Origin of the sequence: Bergeyella cardium (assembly GCF_003614945.1) — a bacterium.
Lineage (GTDB): Bacteria > Bacteroidota > Bacteroidia > Flavobacteriales > Weeksellaceae > Bergeyella_A > Bergeyella_A cardium.
Window position 1 is genome coordinate 1,803,320 of record NZ_QYCZ01000001.1, and the last position, 20,555, is coordinate 1,823,874.

Here is a 20,555-nt window from a genome sequence, read left to right on the forward strand (position 1 = left end):
AATAATTTTTTGTTTTACATTTGTTTTTATCGATTGCAAATATAGATAAATTTCATTTAATACAAAATATTTTTATTATTTTTCTTAAAAATTAAAGATTTGCTCCTTTGTAAGGTGCTCAAAAGAGCTAAAACTTGTAAAAGTAGAATGATTATTACCAAGCAGAGCGGTATTATAGGTTTGGTTCTTTATATAAACATTATAGAAAGCCTCCAAAGTATCAAGATTGAGAGAAAGAATTTCATTATACATATCTTTTCGGATATCGTAATCTATGCCGAGCTTTTTGAGATGATGATAATTAAAGAAAATATTCGTACGCTTTATCCTGCCCGTTTGAATTTTCTTAAGAGCTGATTTCCTTGCAGTATCAAACTGCGATTGAAACTTCGGAAAGCTGGACATAAGCTCATCTAAAGTACTGATTGCCACAAAGAGTTTGTCTGGCTGGGTACCGATATAAGAGGTAATATAATCTGACTGATAGAGCTCCTCTGCCGATTGATACGAAACATACACAGAATACGCAAGGCTCTTGCTCTCCCTCATCTCCTGAAAGACTACGGAAGACAACCCTCTCCCAAAGTATTCATTAAAAACGCTAATCTTCCCAAAGTTGTCTTTATTTACTTCCAGCCCTTTTGCTACTCTGCACATCTCTACCTGTACCATATCATAATCGGTAAAGAATACTTTTTCCTGAGTATCGGGCTGGTTAAAGGCTTCTTGGGTGGGGATTTCCTTTGTAATGGGTTTCATTAACCCAGCGATGAATGATTTAAAACCTGCTTTATTCTTTCCATAGTAGAAGACCTCATAAGGTAGGTCCTGAAGAGACTTGATTTTATCGGTAAGCTCCTGAATATTGATACTGAGTAGCCTTTCCTTCGAGATAATATTCCTAAATCTGGAATGCGTACCATACTTTGCATAGTTCGTTAGGGCTTTCATTATTCGCCCTTTATCGTTTTTCTGTGCTTCTCGCCCTTCCAATATCGATTGCACAAGAGTAGCGTATATTTCTGTATCAGGTTTCACTTTCTCCCACCACTCATAGAGGAGCTTTGTGCCCTTCTGAATATTCTCCTCTAAACCAATAAGATGAATATGCACCTGCTCATTAGAGGTTTTAAGGTGATAGCTCACACCTATTTTATAAAATTCTTGTTTGAGCTCCTGCGGAAGGTAATGCTCCGTACCGAGATATTCCAAAAGCTGCACAGCAAGCACCCATTCTTTATCGTGATCCGAGCCGAAAGGGAATAGAAAATGTACCTGTGCTATATCATTATATTCATTTTGTACAAAGCTGAAACTCCTCTCCTGTACTGCATCTTGCTTTATTGCTTTCTGATAATCTATAAACTCTGGTTCTATATCTTCAGATTCTGTATTGAGGATTTCTTTTAAGAATGCAGACTCTTCCTCTCTGTTAATCTGTACAGGGGTAATGTTCGGATTCTCTACCCGTATAAGGTGAGTATTCTCTCCCTGCTCCTTATAGACTACGGCATAATTTTCCTGAAAGAAGCTATTAGCAAAAGCTACTACTTCCGCTTTAGTAATCTGTTCATAGAGGCTCAACTCTTCCAGCTCTTCCTTCCAGCTCCTTCCTTTTATATAGACATCATAGAGGTTTGATGCCAGTCCATTCGCGGTTTCTAAGGCTTTTAATCGCTGAAACTTAAAATCATTAATAATGGCAGGGATTAACCAATCTGGGAAATCTCCTTTTTTAATGAGATTAATTTGCTCTTTAATCATTTCTACACCTGCCTCCAGCGAGTCTCCATCTTTTGGAACAATGACTGCCGAGAGATATCCATATTTCTTAAACCCTACGGAATATGCCTGTGCATAAAGTGCCGTTTGCTTTTGGTTAATATTCAAATCCATAAGCCCAGCCTCTCCCCTATTGCTCAGAATATTGGCAACTACATCTGCCAGCATAGACTCCCTTGTGCCGTAGCTATCGGTGCGCCAAGCGAGCTGCACTCTGGGGATAGTAGGGCTTTTAATCACTCTGCTGACCACCTGAGTCATCGGTTCTTCTATTATATCTTCCTGAGAGGGGAGAGCCTTGTATTCCAAACTTCCAAAATATTGGTCAATGAGTTTAATACTCTCCTCAAAGTCAATATCCCCCACGAGTACAAAAGCATAATTATTGGGCACATAATAAGTAGAAAAGTACTCATAAATTGCTTTCATAGATGGATTTTTAAGGTGCTCTGCCTTGCCAAGAGTAGTCTGCTGACCATTAGGATGGGTCGGGAAGAGGAGCTCCATCAGTGCTTCATTTACGGTACGGGCATCGTTATCTTGGCTGCGGTTAAACTCCTCATAGACCGTTTCCAGCTCGGTATGGAAAAGCCTTAGCACCAAATCCGAAAAGCGCTCTCGCTCTATTCTCAGCCACTTTTCCAGTTCGTTTTTAGGGATGGAGTTTTTATAAACGGTTTCGTCTATCCAAGTATGTGCATTAGTTCCCACCGCTCCGAGTGAAGAGACCGCCTTGTCATACTCATTTGCCAATGCATACTTGCTTGCCTCCTGAGAGAGCCTGTCTATCTCGTTATAGATTTCCTTTTTCTTATTGGGGTTTTTCTCTACCTTATGCTCCTCAAAGAGCAGAGCGAGGGTATCGAGGAGGGGTTTTTCTTTCTCCCAGTCTAATGTTCCGAGTTTGGAGCTCCCCTTAAACATCATATGCTCCAAGTAGTGGGCAAGCCCTGTATTATCCTTCGGGTCTCGGTTGCTGCCCGTGCGTACGGCAATGTAGGTCTGTATCTTTGGTGTATCAAAATTCTGTGCAAGGAATACCGTAAGCCCATTTTTCAAGGTATAAGTTCGTACTTTGTTTTCATCATTTGCTACGGTAGTATAGGCGTATCCGTTGCTGTCTGTATGCTTTTCTTCCTGATAAATCATTATAAATCTAAAAAGACTGCAAATTTATATTTTATGATATAGATAATGAAATATCCCTTTAACCAATGCGATTAAAGGGATAGAAATCATTAAAAATGTGCTTTCGCTTACTTTTTCGTAAGGATGTAATTCGAAGCAAGCTCTCCTTCCACTCTCTTACCGTCTGTATCTAAGAAGTAGAGTTTATCGCCATCTACTTCATACAGAGAGGAGCCTTCTTTTACTCCCTCCAAAGTTACTTTTTTGGTAGCAGAGTCGTAGCTAAACTTACCTTCTAACTTATCAGGAGTGGCATCTTTTGCCTTTTCCCCCTGATACTTAGATTCTCTCACATAGCTTCCGTCGGCATTTAGGGTTAATGTTTCCTCTATACCCTCACAATCCGCACACGGAAGCACACCTGCGTAAGTCCCTGCAATAGCACCGAGCTCTTCACTCGCTACAGGAATTGCATCTGCCGGCAACTCATCAGATGCAGAAGCACTGTCCTCCACAGGAGTTTCTACAGATTCCGGTTCAGATTTCTTACACGCCGCTAATAAAAGCCCCGCACATAGCAAAGGCAACATCATTTTTTTCATTTATATATTTTTTTTGCTCCCCTCTATCAAATCCTATGCCAGCCGTAGCACGGCAGGCACTTAGACCCTTCGCAGGGCAGGCACCCACTGTGTGGGACACACCTGTAGCACGGGAGGCATTTAATCACAGCGTGGGGAGCACATAGGACAAGCTATCTGCTAAAAGCCAACTGCCAGAAGCTCCTTACCATAAACTAACCGTGCACCGCTTACTGCCTAAAGCCTATTGCTAAGAAGGAAGGGTGGCCTCCTTAAAAAAAAATGATTAGTAGTAGGGGCACGATGTGCCCCACTCTTCATCGTCATCTCTTAATCTCAATAATAATATCGCTCGGTTTCTATTTCTTTTTTATCATTTGAAGTATTTAATCCATCGCTGATTTTATTGCTCATTCTTGAGCTTACTCGTTATCTAAGTTTAATAGGCTGGCTTAGCTAATGAGTATCGCTCGGGTGGGCGAGATACCTTCGCCCGAGAGAGCGAGATACCTTCGCCCGAGTGGGCGAGGTCGTCTCGCTTTTCTAATCGCCCAAAGAGGATAGCAATATACAATTTAACAACTCTATCATAGCGAGTTATACGATTATTCTAACCACACACCGCCAATAGCTAATAGCCAGAAGCCACTTGCCTACTGCTTTTATTTTTTTAAATTTGTGAGCTATTAAACAATAAATAATCAATACCACTACTATGAGAAAAAATATCGTAGCCGGAAACTGGAAAATGAACAAAAACTTCCAAGAGGCAGAAAGCCTGATGAAAGAATTGGCAGACTACAAAAAGAACCACAAAACCCAGTGTGAGGTCTATATAGCTCCTCCAAGCCTTTACCTGACCACAGCAAAAAGCATCTTTGCTAATAATGAAGTAGAGGTGTATTCTCAGGATGTATCTGCGCATGCTTCTGGTGCTTATACGGGAGAGATTTCCACAGGTATGCTGCAATCGATAGGAGTGAATGGTAGCCTTGTGGCACACTCCGAGAGAAGACAATACCACGGGGAAACCGACATTAGCGCAGGTAAAAAAGTAAAAGCGCTGTTAGATGCTGGGCTTACACCTGTCTACTGCAATGGAGAGACTTTGGAGCAGAGGAAAGCAGGCAAACACCTTGACATAGTAAAAGAGCAGACAGAAACTGCACTCTTCGGGCTTTCGGCAGAGGAGATACAGAAAGTAGTGATAGCCTACGAACCCGTTTGGGCAATCGGCACAGGAGAGACAGCTACACCAGAACAAGCACAGGAGATACACGCACACATTAGAAAACTCATCGCGGAGAAATACGGTAAGGCAGTAGCAGATGAAATATCCATACTCTACGGTGGCTCCGTAAAACCAGAAAATGCAAAAGAAATCTTCTCTCAACCCGATATAGATGGCGGACTGATAGGAGGTGCAGCGCTTAAAATTGGAGATTTTTCTAAAATCATAGAGGCTTTTAACTAAGCCTCTTTTTTAAACTCATCAGTACGCTATATAATGACAGCATATTTAGAATTTAGTTTTAAGATAGCCCCACTACAGCCGTGGAGCGAAATCCTAATGGCAGAGCTTATAGAAATAGGTTTTGATAGCTTTACCGAAGAGCTTGATGGGATTTTAGGCTATATACCCGAAGAATCTTTCAACGAAAACAGCCTAAAAAGCCTACCTCTAATGAGTGCTCCAGAGGTAAAAATAAGCTACACCTATCAGCAAATGCCCAACATCAACTGGAATGAAGAGTGGGAAAAAAACTTCTCTCCTATTAATATAGAAGAAAAAGTACTTATACGGGCAGAATTTCACGAGCCTCGCCCAGATCTCCACGAAATCATCATCCAACCAAAGATGTCTTTCGGTACGGGGCACCACCCTACTACCCATCTGATGATTCAGCAAATGCTCGATATGGACTTCACAGATAAAAAAGTCCTTGATATGGGCTGTGGAACCTCCGTACTGGCAATCTATGCCAAGCAAAGAGGCGCAAACGAAGTAACCGCAATAGATATAGACGAATGGTCCGTAGAAAACTCCATAGAAAACGCTGAGCGAAACAGCGTACAGCTGAATATTTCACAAGGTACCGCAGAAAGCCTCGGAGCAGAAAGCTATGATATTATACTGGCAAATATCAACCGAAATATTCTGATTTCTGATATCCCAACCTATGTATCCGTACTAAAAGATAAAGGGCAACTGCTTCTCTCTGGTCTCTGCTTCTTCGATGTAGAGGATATACTTCAAGTCTGCAACGAACAAGGGCTCAAACTAACCCACCAACAACAAAGAGAGGAGTGGTGCAGCCTCCTATTAGAGAAATAAATACTAAGAAATACGAATCCTTAAGCCATCTTTATAGTTTAAAGGTGGCTTTTTTATGATAAATATCATAGATTAAAGCTATTTTCTTTATTTAAAAAAAATATACATTTGCCGAGTATTCAACTTTAATTATTCTAAATTATATACAGTGAGAAAAGTCTACCTTCCTCTATGCCTTAGTGTATTTGCTTGTATAAATGCACAGCAATTCAAAGAAGTAATGCCTCCAGCATTTAAAAACTTCTTCTTTGGAAGGGCAGCCATAGCAGACTTTAATAATGATGGCTATAAAGATCTGTTCTTTACTGGAACCGTAGACGAGAATAATAACAACCTTCCTGATTACTCTTTTAATACATTTTATAAAAATACAAATGGTACATTCTCTCCCTTACAGTCTTTTAGAGAAAATTCTGCCTACCTCGGAGATGCTAAGTTTATAGACTTTGATAATGACGGGCTATTAGATCTCGTAGCTACGGGGCTTTCATCTGATGAACACCGTACTTTAAGATGGAAAAATACTGGTGATGCTTTCGTATTAGATAATATAAGTGATGGAAGAATTCGCGGGAATATAGAGAGCTTTGACCTCAACCACGATGGATTATTAGACTATGCCGTTAATGGCTTTCAGTATAAGGATATTGGTGGAGTTAATTATAAGACCGATCTGTATATCAACTCCAAATCTGGGTTTTCAGATGTCAATAATGAAACAATCCCTCTCGGTAGCCTCAATGGAAAACTCCGAATCTTTGATATTAATAACGATGGACTCCACGATACTGTAATATTCGGAACTACCGCCTCTGGAGCATCAGAAAAAACATTTACGGTTTATAAAAATGATAATGGTGTTTTTAATACTCATCAGCAACTTGAAGGATTGGTTAATGGAGACTTAGCTTATGCAGACTTTAATGCCGATGGATACCTTGATATGATTGCTTGTGGGAAAGATAAAAACAATAATTACCACCTCATCTACTATAAAAATGATAGTGCTGGTAAGTTTCTAAAAAAGGAAATCTCTACTGAATATCTGGACAATTCATCACTAGATGTAGGAGACATTAATGACGATGGATACTATGATTTTATTGTGATAGGAAGTGGCAGTAGTGCCTCCAACACAACTAAGGTTTTTGTTTATAACTCCTCCTCTGATACATTTGAATATACAGATTATGGTATTCCACAATTAGGTGGTAATGGAGGAATTAACCTGTTTGATTTCAACAATGATAACAAATTAGACATCCTTATGTATGGAGCAAATAATAAAGAAACCGATAAACCGCACAAGACGAAACTCCTTGAAAATACACAGGACATAACCAACAATGCTCCTAACCCACCTGCAAACCTTTCTTCAAGTCTATCTGATAATAAAATCCTGTTTGAATGGAACGGTGCTAATGATGATAAAACCCCGTCAAAAGCATTGCAGTATGAGTTTATCGTTGGCTCCGCTCCTGGAAAATCCGATATAGCAAAATATACCGTAACCACTCCTCATTGGTTCCTACAAAAAGAGAACCTACCTAATACAATCTATTGGAGAGTGAAGTCTATTGACGCTTCAAAAGTTTTATCCAATGATTCTGAAGAGCAAGTGGTTTCTAATCTTTCAGTAAATAATATCACTAAAGAAAGCAATGCGATATTATATCCAAACCCTGTAAAAGATGTACTCAACATCCGTACTGAAGCAAAAGTAAAATCTTACAGAATAATCAATACTTCTGGGCAAGTAGTACTAAGCAAAACCACGGACGAGAAGTCTATTAACTTGTCTGGGCTCAGCAAAGGACTTTATATCGTAGAAATCACCTTTGAAGATGCTAAGCCACTGTCAGCAAAAATTATTATTAATTAACTCTTAAAATAAAAACACTTATTATGAAAAAGATTTGTATACCCCTAACTATCGCAGCATTAGCCTTTGCAAATGCTCAGCAGAAATTTGAAGAAGTAACGCCTACTTCATTTAAAGCCTTTTACTATGGAAAGGCTTCCATAGGAGATGTAAACAATGATGGCTTTAAAGATGTATTCTTCACTGGAACCGTAGATGAAGACGGAGATAACTATCCTGATATTACTAAAAACGAACTCTATAAAAATGACAATGGGACTTTTGTACCTCTGCAGCTATTTCCAGAAAATGCTGTACATTTCAGCGATAATAAATTTATAGATTTTGATAATGACGGGCTTTTAGACCTTGTTACCACTGGACTAAGCTATAATGATGTAGTCAACTACCGTACTTACAGATGGAAAAATACAGGTACTAAATTTGAACTGCAAGACAACCTCGATGGGAGGACATTCGGTAATATAGAAGTATTTGACCTTAACCACGACGGGCTATTGGATTATGCAGTAAACGGTCTCAGATTCATAGAAAATGTAGGTTTTGAGTACAAAACCGATGTGTATCTCAATAGTAAAACAGGTTTTTTAGATAAGAGAAAAGATATAATCCCTGAGGGGAGGCAGTATGGAAAGCTAAGAGTTTTTGATATTGATAACGATGGATACTTAGATGCTGTACTCTTCGGATTAAATGAAAATACAGAAGAAAAATTTACCATTTATAAAAATAATAAAGGGACTTTTGAAATTTCTCAAGAGCTTGATGGATTCCAAAATGGAGACCTGAACTATGCAGATTTTGATAGTGATGGTGACCTTGATTTTGTCATTAGTTCATTAGATAAAGAAGGAAAATACCACCTTATCTATTTCAAAAATAATGGAGGAATATTTACACCTCATCAAGAAATAAACTCTGATCATTTGAATGATTCTTCAATAGATATAGGAGATATTAATGGCGATGGATACTACGATTTTATCGCTATCGGAAGTGGGAAAAATTCAGCTAATAATGTAACCAGTGTATTCATCTACAATCCTACTACGGATAATTTTGAAGAACAATATTTTGATATCGACCCAGTAGGAGGAAATGGTGGTATTAACCTGTTTGACTTTAATAATGACAATAATTTAGATGTACTGCTATACGGCTTTGACTGGAAAATATCTGGCTATCCTTATGTAACCAAACTCTTTAAAAATATACAAAGTATAACCAACAAAGCCCCAGAGCCACCTACCTATCTCTCTGCAACAGTAAGTACTGATAAAGTTACATTTGAGTGGAGCAGTGGTAATGATGATAAAACTCCATCAAAAGCATTGCAGTATGAGTTTATCGTTGGCTCCGCTCCTGGAAAATCCGATATAGCAAAATATACCGTAACCACTCCTCATTGGTTCCTACAAAAAGAAAACCTGCCTAATACAATCTATTGGAGAGTCAAGTCTATCGATGCTTCAAAAGTTTTATCCAATGATTCTGAAGAGCAAGTGGTTTCTAATCTTTCAGTAAATAATATCACTAAAGAAAGTGGTGCAGTATTATATCCAAACCCTGTAAAAGATGTACTCAACATCCGTACTGAAGCAAAAGTAAAATCTTACAGAATAATCAATACTTCTGGGCAAGTGGTGCTAAGCAAAACCACAGATGAGAAATCTATCAACTTATCTGGGCTCAGCAAAGGGCTTTACATCGTAGAAATAACCTTTGAAGATGCTAAGCCATTGTCAACGAAAATTATCGTAAACTAAAGTTTTTTCATTATCTTTTTTAATCGTTTCATTCGGGAAGCCTATCTTTTTTAGGTAGGCTTTCTTTTTAATAGACCTCAATGAGAAGAAATAATGAAGTAAAACACAATAAGTTTGCATTATTTAAAAAAAATGTTATTTTTGCAACCTCAAATACCACAGTAGCGATAGTCTGTCCATTACCATTCTATCCAAACTATTAGAAAATAAGAAGTTAAAAAATAATTTTTAGATATTATGAAAAAAGGAATCCACCCTGAAAATTATAGATTAGTTGTGTTTAAGGACATGAGTAATGATGAAATGTTCCTCTGCAAATCTACTGCGGAAACAAAAGATACTATCGAGTATGAAGGTCAAGAGTATCCATTGGTAAAAATGGAAATCTCTTCTACTTCTCACCCATTCTACACTGGTAAAGTGAAGTTAGTAGACACTGCGGGTAGAGTAGATAAATTTATGAACAAGTACAAAAAATTCGCAAAGTAATTTTATTGATTTCATAGTATTAAAAAGTCTTTCAGAGGTTTCTGAAAGGCTTTTTTTATTGTACTTTTGTGCAAATAATGTTAGACTATGCAGTTAGTATTTTCAGATGCACAATATTGGGAGGATTTCCTGCCTCTTACCTTTACTCGCCCTGTTGCAGAGATGAGATGCGGTATCCTCACTTTCGCAGAGCGATGGATAAAATTATTAAACATTTCTGAGAAAGCATACATCACAGAAGAATATTTGGAGGGTAAATATCCTCATCCCAAAGAGGTAGAAAGCCTTTTTATCGTGCCCAACTTTCTCCCAACTTTAAAAGTAGTAGAGCAAATAAAAGAATTAAAATCTGGCGAAGCCTTAGTTTATGAAAATGAACTCTTAGCTGCGAGAATTAATATGAAGAATTTCAGTCTGAGCCAGATTGAAAAGATGACAGACATAGAAGGAGAACTTATTTTCTTTAAACAACCCACAGATTTATTTTCTTTAAACGATAAGGCTATTAATTTTGACTTCGAGCTCCTGACCAAAGGCAGAAAATCTCAGCCGCTATCGGAGACGAATGGACTTTTAGGAAATGCCTCAGACTTGTTTATAGAAGAAGGAGCGGTAGTAGAATTCTCCACCCTCAATACAAAAACGGGTAAAATCTATATTGGCAAAGATGCCGAGATAATGGAAGGCTGCCACCTGCGAGGACCTATTGCGCTATGCGAAGGAGCAAAATTCAACCTAGGAGCAAAGATTTATGGAGCCACCACCATTGGCCCACACTCCAAAGTAGGTGGAGAAGTTAATAACATCATCATTTTTGGTTATTCCAATAAAGGGCACGATGGCTTTGTGGGCAATTCCATCATCGGAGAGTGGTGCAACCTTGGGGCAGATACCAATTCATCTAACCTGAAAAACAATTACGCCAATGTAAAACTCTGGAATTATCGACAAAAGAAGTTCATCGACACAGGACTTCAATTTGCAGGGCTCATAATGGGCGACCACTCCAAAACAGCGATCAATACCCAACTCAATACGGGTACTGTGGTAGGTGTAGCTGCCAATATTTTCGAGACTGGCTTCCCTCCCAACCTGGTGAGCAATTTCAGTTGGGGAGGGATGAAAGCTGATGCCCGATTTAACCTTGAAAAAGCCTGCGAAGTAGCCGAAAAAGTGATGTCTCGCAGAAAGGTAAGCCTCACCGATGCCGATAAAGACATTCTCAAACATATTTATGAACATTTCACAGATTAAAAACCCCATACAATGAAAATAAAGAGCCTTTTCGCCCTCAGTTTTTTTGCTTTAATACTCATTATTTCGTGCAAAAGAGACGAAATCAACTTTGAAACACCCAATGCAGAACTCAAATTTTCCAGAGATACGGTATTCTGCGACACGATTTACAATCAAGTACGCTCAGAAACCTATGCAGTAAAGGTCTTCAACACCGAAAACCGCGATATTTTCATCCCAAAAATCAGCCTACAAGGAGGAAATACCTCCCCGTACCGCATCAATGTAGATGGAAAAGCAGGTGTAGAGTTTAGGGATGTACCCCTCAGGAAGCACGACAGCCTGTACATCTTCGTAGAAATAGCACCCGTTGCCAACAGCAAGGAAGCGATTGCTGAAGACCGCATCATTTTCTCTATGCCAAAAGGAGAGCAGCACATCACCCTCTTTTCTGTGGTTCAGGATGCTGAGTTTTTCATTCAAACACAAACCAATCCCAACCTGCTAAGCGAGGATACAAACTGGACGAGTGATAAAGCAAAAATCATCTTCGGAGAGCTGACTTTAGCCGAAGGGAAAACCCTAAGTGTGGCAGAAGGCACAAAAATCTACTTCACCAAAGGGAGCGGACTCAAAATATCAAAGAATGCAAAGCTCAACCTCAACGGTGCACTGGACAACGAAATCCTCCTACGAGGGGACAGGAATGATACCCGCTACGATACCATTCCCCTCAACTGGAAAGGTATCCGTTTAGAAGAAGGTGCAAGCCTGAATGCCAACTATGCCAAAATCTTCGGGGGCGAAACAGGAATACAGCTCTACAAAGCCAGTGCAACCCTCCGAAATACAATAATGCACAGCTTTCAAGACTATGGAATTCGCTCAATAAACTCCCAGCTACAGGCAGAAAACCTCGTGATGAACAGCTGTGGGGGAGCAAATTTAGCCCTACTCGGTGGTGGCGAGGCAAGCCTTACGCATTGCACCTTAGCAAACGAGTGGAAACAGAATTATTCACTCCCTGCCTATGGGGTTTATGCTACGAATGAGTGGACAAACGATTCTGGCAATAAGGAAATCAACAACCTCAATCTGAAAATCCAAAATTCTATCCTCTACGGAAGTGCCGAGACCTCTATATTCTTTGAGCCTGTACAAGGGTATGATTTCAATTACCTCATCAGCCATTCACTCGTGAAGTATAGCAATAAGTCGGGGTTCAACTTTGATTCTAACGCCCTCGTCGTCCAGTCAATAAAGAATGAAGACCCAAAATTTGCCCGACCTTATATCACAAAAATGAATCTTCGTCTAAAGCCCAACTCCCCTGCCATCGGGAAAGGAAGTACCACCGTAGCAGCCTCCGTAAGTAAGGATATTAAAGGTGAAGACAGAACCTCCTCCCCTAATCTTGGAGCCTATCAAACACCTACTCGTTAGCACGAGGGGCTCTTACCCACTGGCGTGGCACCTTGCAGGTGGCGCACTTACCACAAACTAACCGCGCACCGCCAATAGCTAAAAGCCAATAGCTATTTGCCATCTGCTAAAAAGAAGTACGGCACCCCAAATGGGGTGCCGTACAAATAAATACTAACAATTATAAAAACGCATTATGCACACAAGTGATAAAGTGCAAGGTTTCTATTTTCTTTCTTATCAGCTAATGGCTTTAAAATTCATCGCTGAGTTTATTATTCATTCTTAAAGCTTATTTATTGTTTAGGTTTAATGGGATATCTTGGCTAATTTCTATCGCCTGAGTAGGCGAGACACTATCGCCCGAGAGAGCGAGTCACCTTCGCCCGAGAGAGCGAGTCACCTTCGCCCGAGAGAGCGAGTCACCTTCGCCCGAGAGAGCGAGACACTATCGCCCGAGAGAGCGAGTCACCTTCGCTTTTCCAATTGTCCCAAAAAAACATTAATATATGATTTAAATAGCATTATAATAGATAGTTAAGTAGATTAATCAGGCAATAACTACGGGTGTATTAAGCACCTCAGTTCTTGGGGTTTTTAGAAAGACTTTCGAGGTATTGCTAAACTGCGTTGTGATGCTCAGCTCGTAGTTGCCTGCGGGGAGGCTGGCGGGGATAAGCACCAAAAGACGAGCGGGCTCATTAATCACGATGTCCTCGAGTTTTGTCTTGGCCTTGGTGTCTATATTCGTGAGATAGACACCATTATCTGTGTGGGTGCCTGCAACCTTGATGTAAGAACCTTTTACCTCTGCATTCTTGCCTTTGGTAAGGGTACCATCGGTTTTGCCTGTGCTGAGGTCGGTAATACCGAAGATTGCCATTGGGCTAGATTGCTCTCCAAGGAATTCTACTTTGGTTTGGGAGATGGCTTTCCTTAGCTCTGCGCCTTGATTAACATTTACATAGACGCTGTGCTTGTCCTTATCCCAGACTTTGTCTTTAAAGACACCTTTTATCGCTGGGCGCATAATGACGAGGCCGGTATTGACTACATAGCCTTGGAGCACGAGCTCTGTGCTCTTGCGATTGAAGCGGGAGATGATGTCTATTGCCGTCTCCTCTTTTATCTCCATACCTTCTTTTTTGAGCTCTGCTACAATCTCTGCTACGCTTACGCTCCCTACGCTTGCGGGTACACCTACAAAATCTGATGGGTCGCTGGTAAGAGGGTTATCTCTTAGCCACGCTTTTAAAGTATTTTTCATTGTAATAATGTTTATTGGTTTATATATAATTCTTTATGTTTTCTTTTATAAAAGGGGGATTACTCCCCCTTTGGGTGTATTTATTAGTCTTTTATGCAACGAACGGACATTTGAGATATTTTTTGCATAGTAATATTATTACCTACCCCTAATATTTGTCCTACAATTACACCACCTATAGATGCTGATGGATCTAAAGCTTGTGGAACTTTAAATTGTGGGTTCCTATTTTCATATGAACTTGCTCGAATATAATATGCATCTTTAGAAGTATCTGGTGTTTTCGTCCATAAAAAACTCCATTGTTCCATCGAATTAGGAGTTGTACCAGAAGCTGTTCCAAGTCGAAGAATCTCTGTAAAAAAACTTCCTCTATAAGACTTTATATCTGTGAGTATACCTCCTCCTACAGTATTTAACTTCAACTGATGCATTTCTGGTTGTGTAGGGGTATGCCAACCACTTGGGCAAGGATCTGTATAACCAGAAACATTAGCATTATACTCTGTCTGGTTATATCGTTTCCAAGCATCGGTAGTAGTACCTAAAGGAAAATCAGTCACAGAATTATATCTATAGACTCCGTTAGAGCCACTCGGCGATGGACCTGAAAGGCTATTCGGCCAGTTAACTAACTCGTGGCCATCGGCTACCCTGCCCCATTGAAATGCAGAACCAAACATTCTGTAGTCCATTAATGTATTAGGAGCTCGCATCTCATAAATCTGATCATATCCAAAGTCTGCTATACGGTTTGCATCGGCAGAATGCGCTCCAAGGTTCTTATCTAGCCATATCTGCCCATCATAGGTCATTATTTTGCTGTACACAAAGCGGTGGTCATACCTGCCGGCTACCCCTGCTGTCTCGTAGTTATACTGCTTATCCTTAACTCCTCCCGTAGCATAAACTTTTAAGTTAAATGGCGTCATCGCGCTTGTTAGCTGTACCGGAATGGTAGCTATCAGCTGGTCTGCACTTCCTGCCTCTAATAGCGGGGCATTATAGGTACCGTCTATCACCTCTAATGTTCCTGTAATTACATTATAAAGACCCGTACTAGGTGATTGGTGTAGCTTACCAGCAGGTATCGTTAGCTTTAAGGTCTTCTGGTTAGGTGCTGTGCCTATAGTTACTGTCTTGGTAAATTCTCCAAATGACTTACCGTCTCCGTTCTTATACGGTATCTTAACCGGTATCTTGTAGATACTACCGTCTATCTTCCCTTGGTAAGATGATGCAATCGGAGGCATTCCCTGTACTGAGCTGTCCTCCTTCCAAGAAAATACAAATATGCTATGGTCTTGGAACAATGCTGTACCCTGGCTTACGGTATAGGTCTGCTCTACATTGTATATCCCTATACGGAATGTTGCTTTTATATCCCCTACCTGAGGCATACCTTTCAGGTTATATGAGATAACTTGAGAGGTGCCTGGTGCTACCGTTACCGAACTGTTTTGGGCGCCATCCAAAGCTACTGTGCCTGTAGGTGCAGGAACGCCCCCTGGCAGAGTGCCAGGAATGTTCGTAATCGTCATTGCAGAAGAAAGGTTTTGAGTATAAGGCGTAGCTCCAGTATTCTTAATAAGAAGCTTCACCTTATGCGTACCGGAACCTGCGGCTACGGCTGTTCCTGCCTGAAAGACACCATCCCAGCCCGCTCCCATTATCTGAAGCGTAACTCCTGGTGGCAAAGAAGGCGCAACCGAAGAGATACAGTCCCAACCCGAATTAGAAAATATCTCTACGCATTTCCTGTCTAAATTGTAAATCATCGTTCCTTCTTCCACATCTGCAGGATTAAAAGCATCTCGCTGCACTGATGTTACTCTTGGGAATAAAACCCCTTGCACAGAACTAGATGATACACTTGTATTCCGCGAAATATCCAGAGTAGCCTTTGGCGTCTCTGTATTGATTCCGACTCTGCCGTCGTACTCTGTCTGTGCGCTGGCTAATACTCCTATTAGCACAAACGCTAAAATCATTTTAAATCTCATATATCTATTATTTATGTTACTTCCTTGGGAATAATTATTGAGCATAGAAACTGCGATTGAGTCGCCAGCCAAAGGCTGGCGACAATGCACCTCCCCTATCTTCACTCTTGTCTGATTTTGCTCTAAAAGAAGATTGACTAGCGCTTTGTCGCTCGCTTCGCTCGCGACTTTGTGGGGAGCACAGCCTCCTGCACAAGTGGAAAAATAAAAAACGGGCAAGTGCAAAAGCGCCGATAGGCGCGCGGGCTCTGCCCGCGCGCCTATCGGCGCTCTATATAGTCTTTTAAATAAGACTATATTTTGAAGGAAGGAAGGAAGGATAACAAATTATTGCACATACGCAAGTTTGCGTATATGATATTTGTCATGTTTTGTGTATTCCTTTTCATCCTTTTTTCATCTAATTGCGAGGCAAATATAAAACTTATTTTTTATCTGGCAACAATTAGCAGCTGGCGGCTGGCTTTTAGCTACTAGCTGGAGGTAGATAGTTTGTGGCTAAGTCCATCGGCTGGTAGCCGTCACCGGCTACGGTTCTAAACTATAAATTATTATCAGTGTTTTTAGTTATCTTTGAGCCGTTTTTTTAATCAATTCTTTAACAAGAAAATCCCTGTAGGCAAAGTTTGTTATTAATCTCAATCCCTCAATACTATGGAAATAAGTTCGCTTCAAAAAAAAGTAGATGAATGGATAAAAACGGTTGGTGTACGCTATTTTAATGAGCTGACCAATATGGCAATCCTCACAGAAGAGGTGGGTGAAGTGGCGAGAATCATCGCAAGGAGATACGGTGAGCAGTCGGAAAAAGAAACCGATAAAACCAAAGACCTTGGAGAAGAGCTTGCAGATGTACTCTTCGTTTTGCTCTGCCTCGCCAACCAAACCGATACTGACCTGCAAAAAGCATTTGACAAGAAAATGATTTCTAAAACCAAACGGGACAGAGACCTCCACAAAAACAACCCCAAGCTGAAAGACTGATGAAAATCCATAAGCCCAAACTCCCCAAAGAAATACAAATAAAAGGCTCAAAAAGCGAGACCAATCGCCTGCTCATCCTCCAAAAAGTCTTAGGAGCTATAGAAATCCTCAACCCCTCAAGTTCACAGGATACAGAGCTACTCAAAAGTGCCCTCGCCTCTCAAAACAAGATAATAGATGTGCATAATGCGGGTACTGCAATGCGCTTTCTCACCTCATTTTTTGCTATCCAAGAGGGAAGAGAAACCCTACTTACAGGCTCGGAAAGGATGAAGCAGCGCCCCATTTCCCCATTAGTAGAGGCTTTACAAGAGCTGGGAGCAGATATTCAGTATCTGGAGAGAGCGGGCTTCCCTCCACTCAAAATAAAGGGCAAGAAGATAGAGAAATCTTCGGTGAGAATACCGGCAGGTATCTCCTCACAATTCATCACCTCTCTCATCCTTATAGGAGGGAGTTTAGCTTCTGGGCTTATGATAGAATTAGTAGGCGAAATCACTTCCAGACCTTACTTAGAAATGACATTAAAGATACTCAAAACGCTTTATCCTAACGCCCCTATCTCGTTTCAAGGTCAGAAGATTTTTATCCCTTATCTCCTCAATGCCAAGCCTTCCCAATCCTCTTTTATTGTGGAAAGCGACTGGTCGTCGGCGTCTTATTTCTACTCTTTCGCTGCTATTGGGAGGAGGGAAATTAAACTCTCCAACTTTAAGAGAGATTCACTGCAAGGAGATGCTGTTGTATCCAAAATTTACAGGAATTTCTTCGGTGTAGAGACTGTTTTTAATGATAATGAGCATTCCTTGTCATTAATTCCAAAGGCGGATTTCTCTCGTCCTACGGAAATCCACCTTGATATGAATGATTGCCCAGACATTGCTCAAACCGTTTGTGTAACAGCTGCTGCAATGCAAATCCCCTTTACGATTGAAGGCTTGGCGACCCTTAAAATAAAGGAGACCGATAGGCTTCTCGCTCTTCATAATGAACTCAAAAAACTCGGCTGCCACACAGAGACCAGCCATTGTAGCATCAAAACGCTTCATTATACAAAGCCTGAACTGCCCATCTCTATCAAGACTTATGATGACCACCGTATGGCGATGAGCTTTGCCCCCTACTCCCTCCTCCAAGAAATCGAGATACAAAACCCCGAGGTAGTAGAGAAATCCTACCCTGAGTTCTGGAAAGATTTAGGGATTTAACACAATAAAACTAACATTTTCGCCTTTTATACTTGTTATTCCACTGAAAAGTCTTAAATTTAACTCCATTTTTTTAATTCTTAACTATGGAAAAAGAATTCATCATTAAATATGAGCTCATCAATGGGAAAGATGAGCTTAGCGAAGCCGACAGAAAACTCTACGATGCCGCTGCAAAAGTGAGAGAAACCGCCTATGCACCATATTCGGACTTTCTCGTAGGCTGTGCTTTATTATTAGAAAGCGGAGAAATTATTACGGGGAGCAACCAAGAGAATGCTGCCTATCCCTCTGGCTTATGTGCGGAGAGAACGACAATTTTCTGGACATCAGCTAACCATCCTGATGCAAAAATTAAAAAGATATTCGTTATCGGAGGACCTCGTACAAAGCCCGATGCTCCTGCGACGCCGCCTTGCGGTGCGTGCAGACAGAGTATGTTAGAATACGAATCCAAACAAAACGAGGAGATAGAATTCTTTTTCAGCTCATTGGAAGGAGCTATCTATAAAACCAAGTCCATAAGAGACCTGCTACCTTTCTCGTTTGATTTATCGTTTTTATAGACCAAAATATAAAAGGAGCTACTTTGAGTAGCTCCTTTCTGCGTATTTTTAAATTTTAAAAAATGATAATTTTTCTCTTTAATTAGAAACCTTATTCAGCATCGGCAGTTTCTTTGCCTTCTTCTTTAGATTTCTCTGTTTTTCTTTGAGAAAGACCTTCTTTTACTGCATCTGCTACAATGCTTAGAATCATATCAACAGATTTAGAAGCGTCATCATTTCCTGGGATTACGAAATCCACTTTTCTTGGGTCTGAGTTTGTATCTACGATACCGAATACAGGAATACCCAATTTCTTAGCTTCCGTTACAGCGATATGCTCTCTCAAAATATCTACTACGAAAACAGCTGACGGCAAACGCACCATATCCGCAATAGAACCGAGGTTCTTCTCAAGGTTTGCTCTTTGTCTGTCTACCTGTAATCTTTCTTTTTTAGATAAAGTTTCAAATGTGCCATCTTTCTTCATTTTATCAATAGCATTCATTTTCTTAACTGCTTTTCTGATTGTAACGAAGTTAGTAAGCATACCGCCTGGCCATCTTTCTGTGATGTAAGGCATATTGAGTTCTTGTGCGTGTTTAGCTACGACTTCTTTTGCTTGTTTTTTTGTAGCTACGAAAAGAACTTTTTTACCAGCTGAAGTTAATTTTTCAAGAGCTGTACAAGCCTCTTCTAATTTAACAGCTGTTTTATGTAAATCGATGATGTGAATACCATTTTTCTCCATAAAGATATACGGAGCCATATTCGGATTCCACTTTCTTGTCATATGACCGAAGTGTACACCTGCCTCTAAGAGGTCTTTTACATTTACTTTTGCCATTTTTTTGTTTTTTGTTAGTTTACTTTCCGCTTTCTTTTGCAATCAACTTTACAATGAGTGGGAGTAAAGTTTGGATGCTAAACATAACGGGCAATAATGCTGTTGGCGTCTTGCAGATTGTGCTTTCGGCTTCCCAGCGAGATTATTATTGAATAATAAATTAAATAAATGCAATATGCTGACCGATAACCGATAGCATACAGCCAAAATATTAACGCTTGGAGAATTGGAATCTCTTTCTTGCTTTCTTCTGACCTGGTTTCTTTCTTTCTACCATTCTTGCATCTCTGGTCAATAGACCCGCAGGTTTCAAAGCTAATCTATACTCAGCATTTACTTCGCAAAGCGCTCTAGAAATACCCAATCGGATAGCTTCAGCTTGTCCTGTAATACCACCACCGAAAACATTCACAGTAACATCATATTGCTCTACTGTTTCAGTTAATGCAAATGGTTGGTTTAATTTATATACCAATACATCTGTAGAGAAATATTCTTTAGCATCCTTACCATTAACTTTAATGTTACCAGTACCCGGCTTCAAATATACTCTTGCTACAGAAGTTTTTCTTCTTCCAATTTTATGAACTGTAGACATAGTGATTATTTAAATTCGTTGATATTAATTACTTTTGGCTGTTGAGCTTCGTGCTTGTGTTCTGCTCCCTCATATACATATAGATTTTTGTAAAGCTGAGTTCCTAATTTATTCTTAGGAAGCATACCTTTTACAGATTTCTCTACAAGTCTTAGCGGATGCTTTTTAACCAATTCCGTAGCTGTTACAGACTTCTGACCGCCTGGGTAACCAGTATGCCAAATGTAAGTCTTATCTGCCCACTTGTTTCCTGAAAGGCTAACCTTTCCAGCATTCAAAACGATAACATTATCTCCACAATCTACATGAGGAGTGAAATTCGTTTTGTGCTTTCCTCTCAAAATCTTTGCAACCACAGAGGCTAATCTACCTAATGGTTGTCCTTCAGCGTCTACCACAACCCATTCTTTTTTAGCGGTAGCCTTGTTCGCTGATACAGTTTTGTAACTTAATGTATTCACACTTATAAGTTTAACGATTAA

At 40.1% G+C, this 20,555-nt stretch carries 18 protein-coding genes; 10 read left to right on the forward strand and 8 right to left on the reverse strand.

Annotated elements, in window-relative coordinates; translation table 11 throughout:
- Nucleotides 1–84 precede the first annotated feature (84 nt).
- The 3 genes from D8991_RS08140 to D8991_RS09125 all read right to left on the reverse strand — a co-directional run bounded on the left by D8991_RS08140 (nt 85) and on the right by D8991_RS09125 (nt 4,065).
- On the reverse strand, nt 85–2,931 hold the full coding sequence (locus D8991_RS08140) for a M16 family metallopeptidase (protein ID WP_120489627.1): 2,847 nt from the start codon (nt 2,929–2,931) through the stop codon (nt 85–87).
- A gap of 107 nt (nt 2,932–3,038) precedes the next feature.
- The gene (locus D8991_RS08145) at nt 3,039–3,512 is read right to left on the reverse strand and encodes a copper resistance protein NlpE (protein ID WP_120489628.1); all 474 of its coding nucleotides are present in this window, start codon (nt 3,510–3,512) and stop codon (nt 3,039–3,041) included.
- Between the two features lie 418 nt (nt 3,513–3,930).
- On the reverse strand, nt 3,931–4,065 hold the full coding sequence (locus D8991_RS09125; RefSeq protein WP_262512166.1) for a hypothetical protein: 135 nt from the start codon (nt 4,063–4,065) through the stop codon (nt 3,931–3,933).
- Between the two features lie 141 nt (nt 4,066–4,206).
- On the opposite strand from D8991_RS09125, the gene tpiA reads away from it, so the two are divergent.
- The 7 genes from tpiA to D8991_RS08180 all read left to right on the forward strand — a co-directional run bounded on the left by tpiA (nt 4,207) and on the right by D8991_RS08180 (nt 12,642).
- The gene (gene tpiA, locus D8991_RS08150; RefSeq protein ID WP_120489629.1) at nt 4,207–4,965 is read left to right on the forward strand and encodes a triose-phosphate isomerase; all 759 of its coding nucleotides are present in this window, start codon (nt 4,207–4,209) and stop codon (nt 4,963–4,965) included.
- 33 nt (nt 4,966–4,998) lie between these two features.
- Nucleotides 4,999–5,826, forward strand: a complete 828-nt coding sequence (gene prmA / locus D8991_RS08155; protein WP_120489630.1) for a 50S ribosomal protein L11 methyltransferase — start codon at nt 4,999–5,001, stop codon at nt 5,824–5,826.
- Nucleotides 5,827–5,974: 148 nt separating this feature from the next.
- Entirely contained in the window at nt 5,975–7,708 is a 1,734-nt protein-coding gene (locus tag D8991_RS08160; RefSeq protein WP_162926757.1) for a T9SS type A sorting domain-containing protein, read from the forward strand.
- A gap of 23 nt (nt 7,709–7,731) precedes the next feature.
- Nucleotides 7,732–9,474 carry a T9SS type A sorting domain-containing protein gene (locus D8991_RS08165; RefSeq protein ID WP_120489632.1) on the forward strand — a complete coding sequence of 581 codons (1,743 nt, stop codon included), beginning with the start codon at nt 7,732–7,734 and terminating at the stop codon, nt 9,472–9,474.
- A 237-nt stretch (nt 9,475–9,711) separates the two neighbouring features.
- On the forward strand, nt 9,712–9,963 hold the full coding sequence (locus D8991_RS08170) for a type B 50S ribosomal protein L31 (protein WP_120489633.1): 252 nt from the start codon (nt 9,712–9,714) through the stop codon (nt 9,961–9,963).
- An 87-nt stretch (nt 9,964–10,050) separates the two neighbouring features.
- Entirely contained in the window at nt 10,051–11,217 is a 1,167-nt protein-coding gene (locus D8991_RS08175; protein ID WP_120489634.1) for a GlmU family protein, read from the forward strand.
- A gap of 12 nt (nt 11,218–11,229) precedes the next feature.
- Nucleotides 11,230–12,642: a hypothetical protein gene (locus tag D8991_RS08180; protein WP_120489635.1), complete on the forward strand. Its 1,413-nt coding sequence runs from the start codon at nt 11,230–11,232 to the stop codon at nt 12,640–12,642.
- A gap of 529 nt (nt 12,643–13,171) precedes the next feature.
- Here D8991_RS08180 and D8991_RS08185 read toward each other — a convergent pair.
- Both D8991_RS08185 and D8991_RS08190 read right to left on the reverse strand, forming a co-directional pair.
- A complete protein-coding gene (locus tag D8991_RS08185) occupies nt 13,172–13,888 on the reverse strand; it encodes a DNA-binding domain-containing protein (protein ID WP_120489636.1) in 717 nt (238 codons plus the stop codon).
- Nucleotides 13,889–13,971: 83 nt separating this feature from the next.
- A complete protein-coding gene (locus D8991_RS08190; RefSeq protein ID WP_162926758.1) occupies nt 13,972–15,996 on the reverse strand; it encodes a fibrobacter succinogenes major paralogous domain-containing protein in 2,025 nt (674 codons plus the stop codon).
- Nucleotides 15,997–16,545: 549 nt separating this feature from the next.
- Here D8991_RS08190 and D8991_RS08195 point away from each other — a divergent pair.
- The 3 genes from D8991_RS08195 (at nt 16,546) to D8991_RS08205 (ending at nt 18,649) form a co-directional block, all read left to right on the forward strand.
- The gene (locus D8991_RS08195) at nt 16,546–16,875 is read left to right on the forward strand and encodes a nucleotide pyrophosphohydrolase (RefSeq protein ID WP_120489638.1); all 330 of its coding nucleotides are present in this window, start codon (nt 16,546–16,548) and stop codon (nt 16,873–16,875) included.
- Nucleotides 16,875–18,083 (forward strand): 3-phosphoshikimate 1-carboxyvinyltransferase, encoded by a 1,209-nt coding sequence (locus D8991_RS08200; RefSeq protein ID WP_120489639.1) that lies wholly within the window; start codon nt 16,875–16,877, stop codon nt 18,081–18,083. The genes D8991_RS08195 and D8991_RS08200 overlap by 1 nt, the downstream gene beginning before the upstream one ends.
- Before the next feature lie 86 nt (nt 18,084–18,169).
- On the forward strand, nt 18,170–18,649 hold the full coding sequence (locus D8991_RS08205) for a cytidine deaminase (protein WP_120489640.1): 480 nt from the start codon (nt 18,170–18,172) through the stop codon (nt 18,647–18,649).
- A gap of 91 nt (nt 18,650–18,740) precedes the next feature.
- Here the strand turns inward: D8991_RS08205 and rpsB are convergent, their stop codons facing one another.
- The 3 genes from rpsB to rplM form a co-directional block, all read right to left on the reverse strand.
- The gene (rpsB, locus tag D8991_RS08210) at nt 18,741–19,475 is read right to left on the reverse strand and encodes a 30S ribosomal protein S2 (protein ID WP_120489745.1); all 735 of its coding nucleotides are present in this window, start codon (nt 19,473–19,475) and stop codon (nt 18,741–18,743) included.
- 211 nt (nt 19,476–19,686) lie between these two features.
- Complete coding sequence (rpsI, locus tag D8991_RS08215) at nt 19,687–20,073, reverse strand: 30S ribosomal protein S9 (protein WP_120489641.1); 387 nt, start codon at nt 20,071–20,073, stop codon at nt 19,687–19,689.
- A 5-nt stretch (nt 20,074–20,078) separates the two neighbouring features.
- Entirely contained in the window at nt 20,079–20,534 is a 456-nt protein-coding gene (gene rplM / locus D8991_RS08220; RefSeq protein ID WP_120489746.1) for a 50S ribosomal protein L13, read from the reverse strand.
- Between the last annotated feature and the right edge of the window lie 21 nt (nt 20,535–20,555).

Excerpts from the sequence above, each read along its gene's own strand:
- D8991_RS08140 (WP_120489627.1), bottom strand. The coding sequence starts at position 2,931 with ATGATTTATCAGGAAGAAAAGCATACAGACAGCAACGGATACGCCTAT.
- D8991_RS08145 (WP_120489628.1), bottom strand. The coding sequence starts at position 3,512 with ATGAAAAAAATGATGTTGCCTTTGCTATGTGCGGGGCTTTTATTAGCG.
- tpiA (WP_120489629.1), top strand. The coding sequence starts at position 4,207 with ATGAGAAAAAATATCGTAGCCGGAAACTGGAAAATGAACAAAAACTTC.
- prmA (WP_120489630.1), top strand. The coding sequence starts at position 4,999 with ATGACAGCATATTTAGAATTTAGTTTTAAGATAGCCCCACTACAGCCG.
- D8991_RS08165 (WP_120489632.1), top strand. The coding sequence starts at position 7,732 with ATGAAAAAGATTTGTATACCCCTAACTATCGCAGCATTAGCCTTTGCA.
- D8991_RS08170 (WP_120489633.1), top strand. The coding sequence starts at position 9,712 with ATGAAAAAAGGAATCCACCCTGAAAATTATAGATTAGTTGTGTTTAAG.
- D8991_RS08175 (WP_120489634.1), top strand. The coding sequence starts at position 10,051 with ATGCAGTTAGTATTTTCAGATGCACAATATTGGGAGGATTTCCTGCCT.
- D8991_RS08180 (WP_120489635.1), top strand. The coding sequence starts at position 11,230 with ATGAAAATAAAGAGCCTTTTCGCCCTCAGTTTTTTTGCTTTAATACTC.
- D8991_RS08185 (WP_120489636.1), bottom strand. The coding sequence starts at position 13,888 with ATGAAAAATACTTTAAAAGCGTGGCTAAGAGATAACCCTCTTACCAGC.
- D8991_RS08195 (WP_120489638.1), top strand. The coding sequence starts at position 16,546 with ATGGAAATAAGTTCGCTTCAAAAAAAAGTAGATGAATGGATAAAAACG.
- D8991_RS08200 (WP_120489639.1), top strand. The coding sequence starts at position 16,875 with ATGAAAATCCATAAGCCCAAACTCCCCAAAGAAATACAAATAAAAGGC.
- D8991_RS08205 (WP_120489640.1), top strand. The coding sequence starts at position 18,170 with ATGGAAAAAGAATTCATCATTAAATATGAGCTCATCAATGGGAAAGAT.
- rpsB (WP_120489745.1), bottom strand. The coding sequence starts at position 19,475 with ATGGCAAAAGTAAATGTAAAAGACCTCTTAGAGGCAGGTGTACACTTC.
- rpsI (WP_120489641.1), bottom strand. The coding sequence starts at position 20,073 with ATGTCTACAGTTCATAAAATTGGAAGAAGAAAAACTTCTGTAGCAAGA.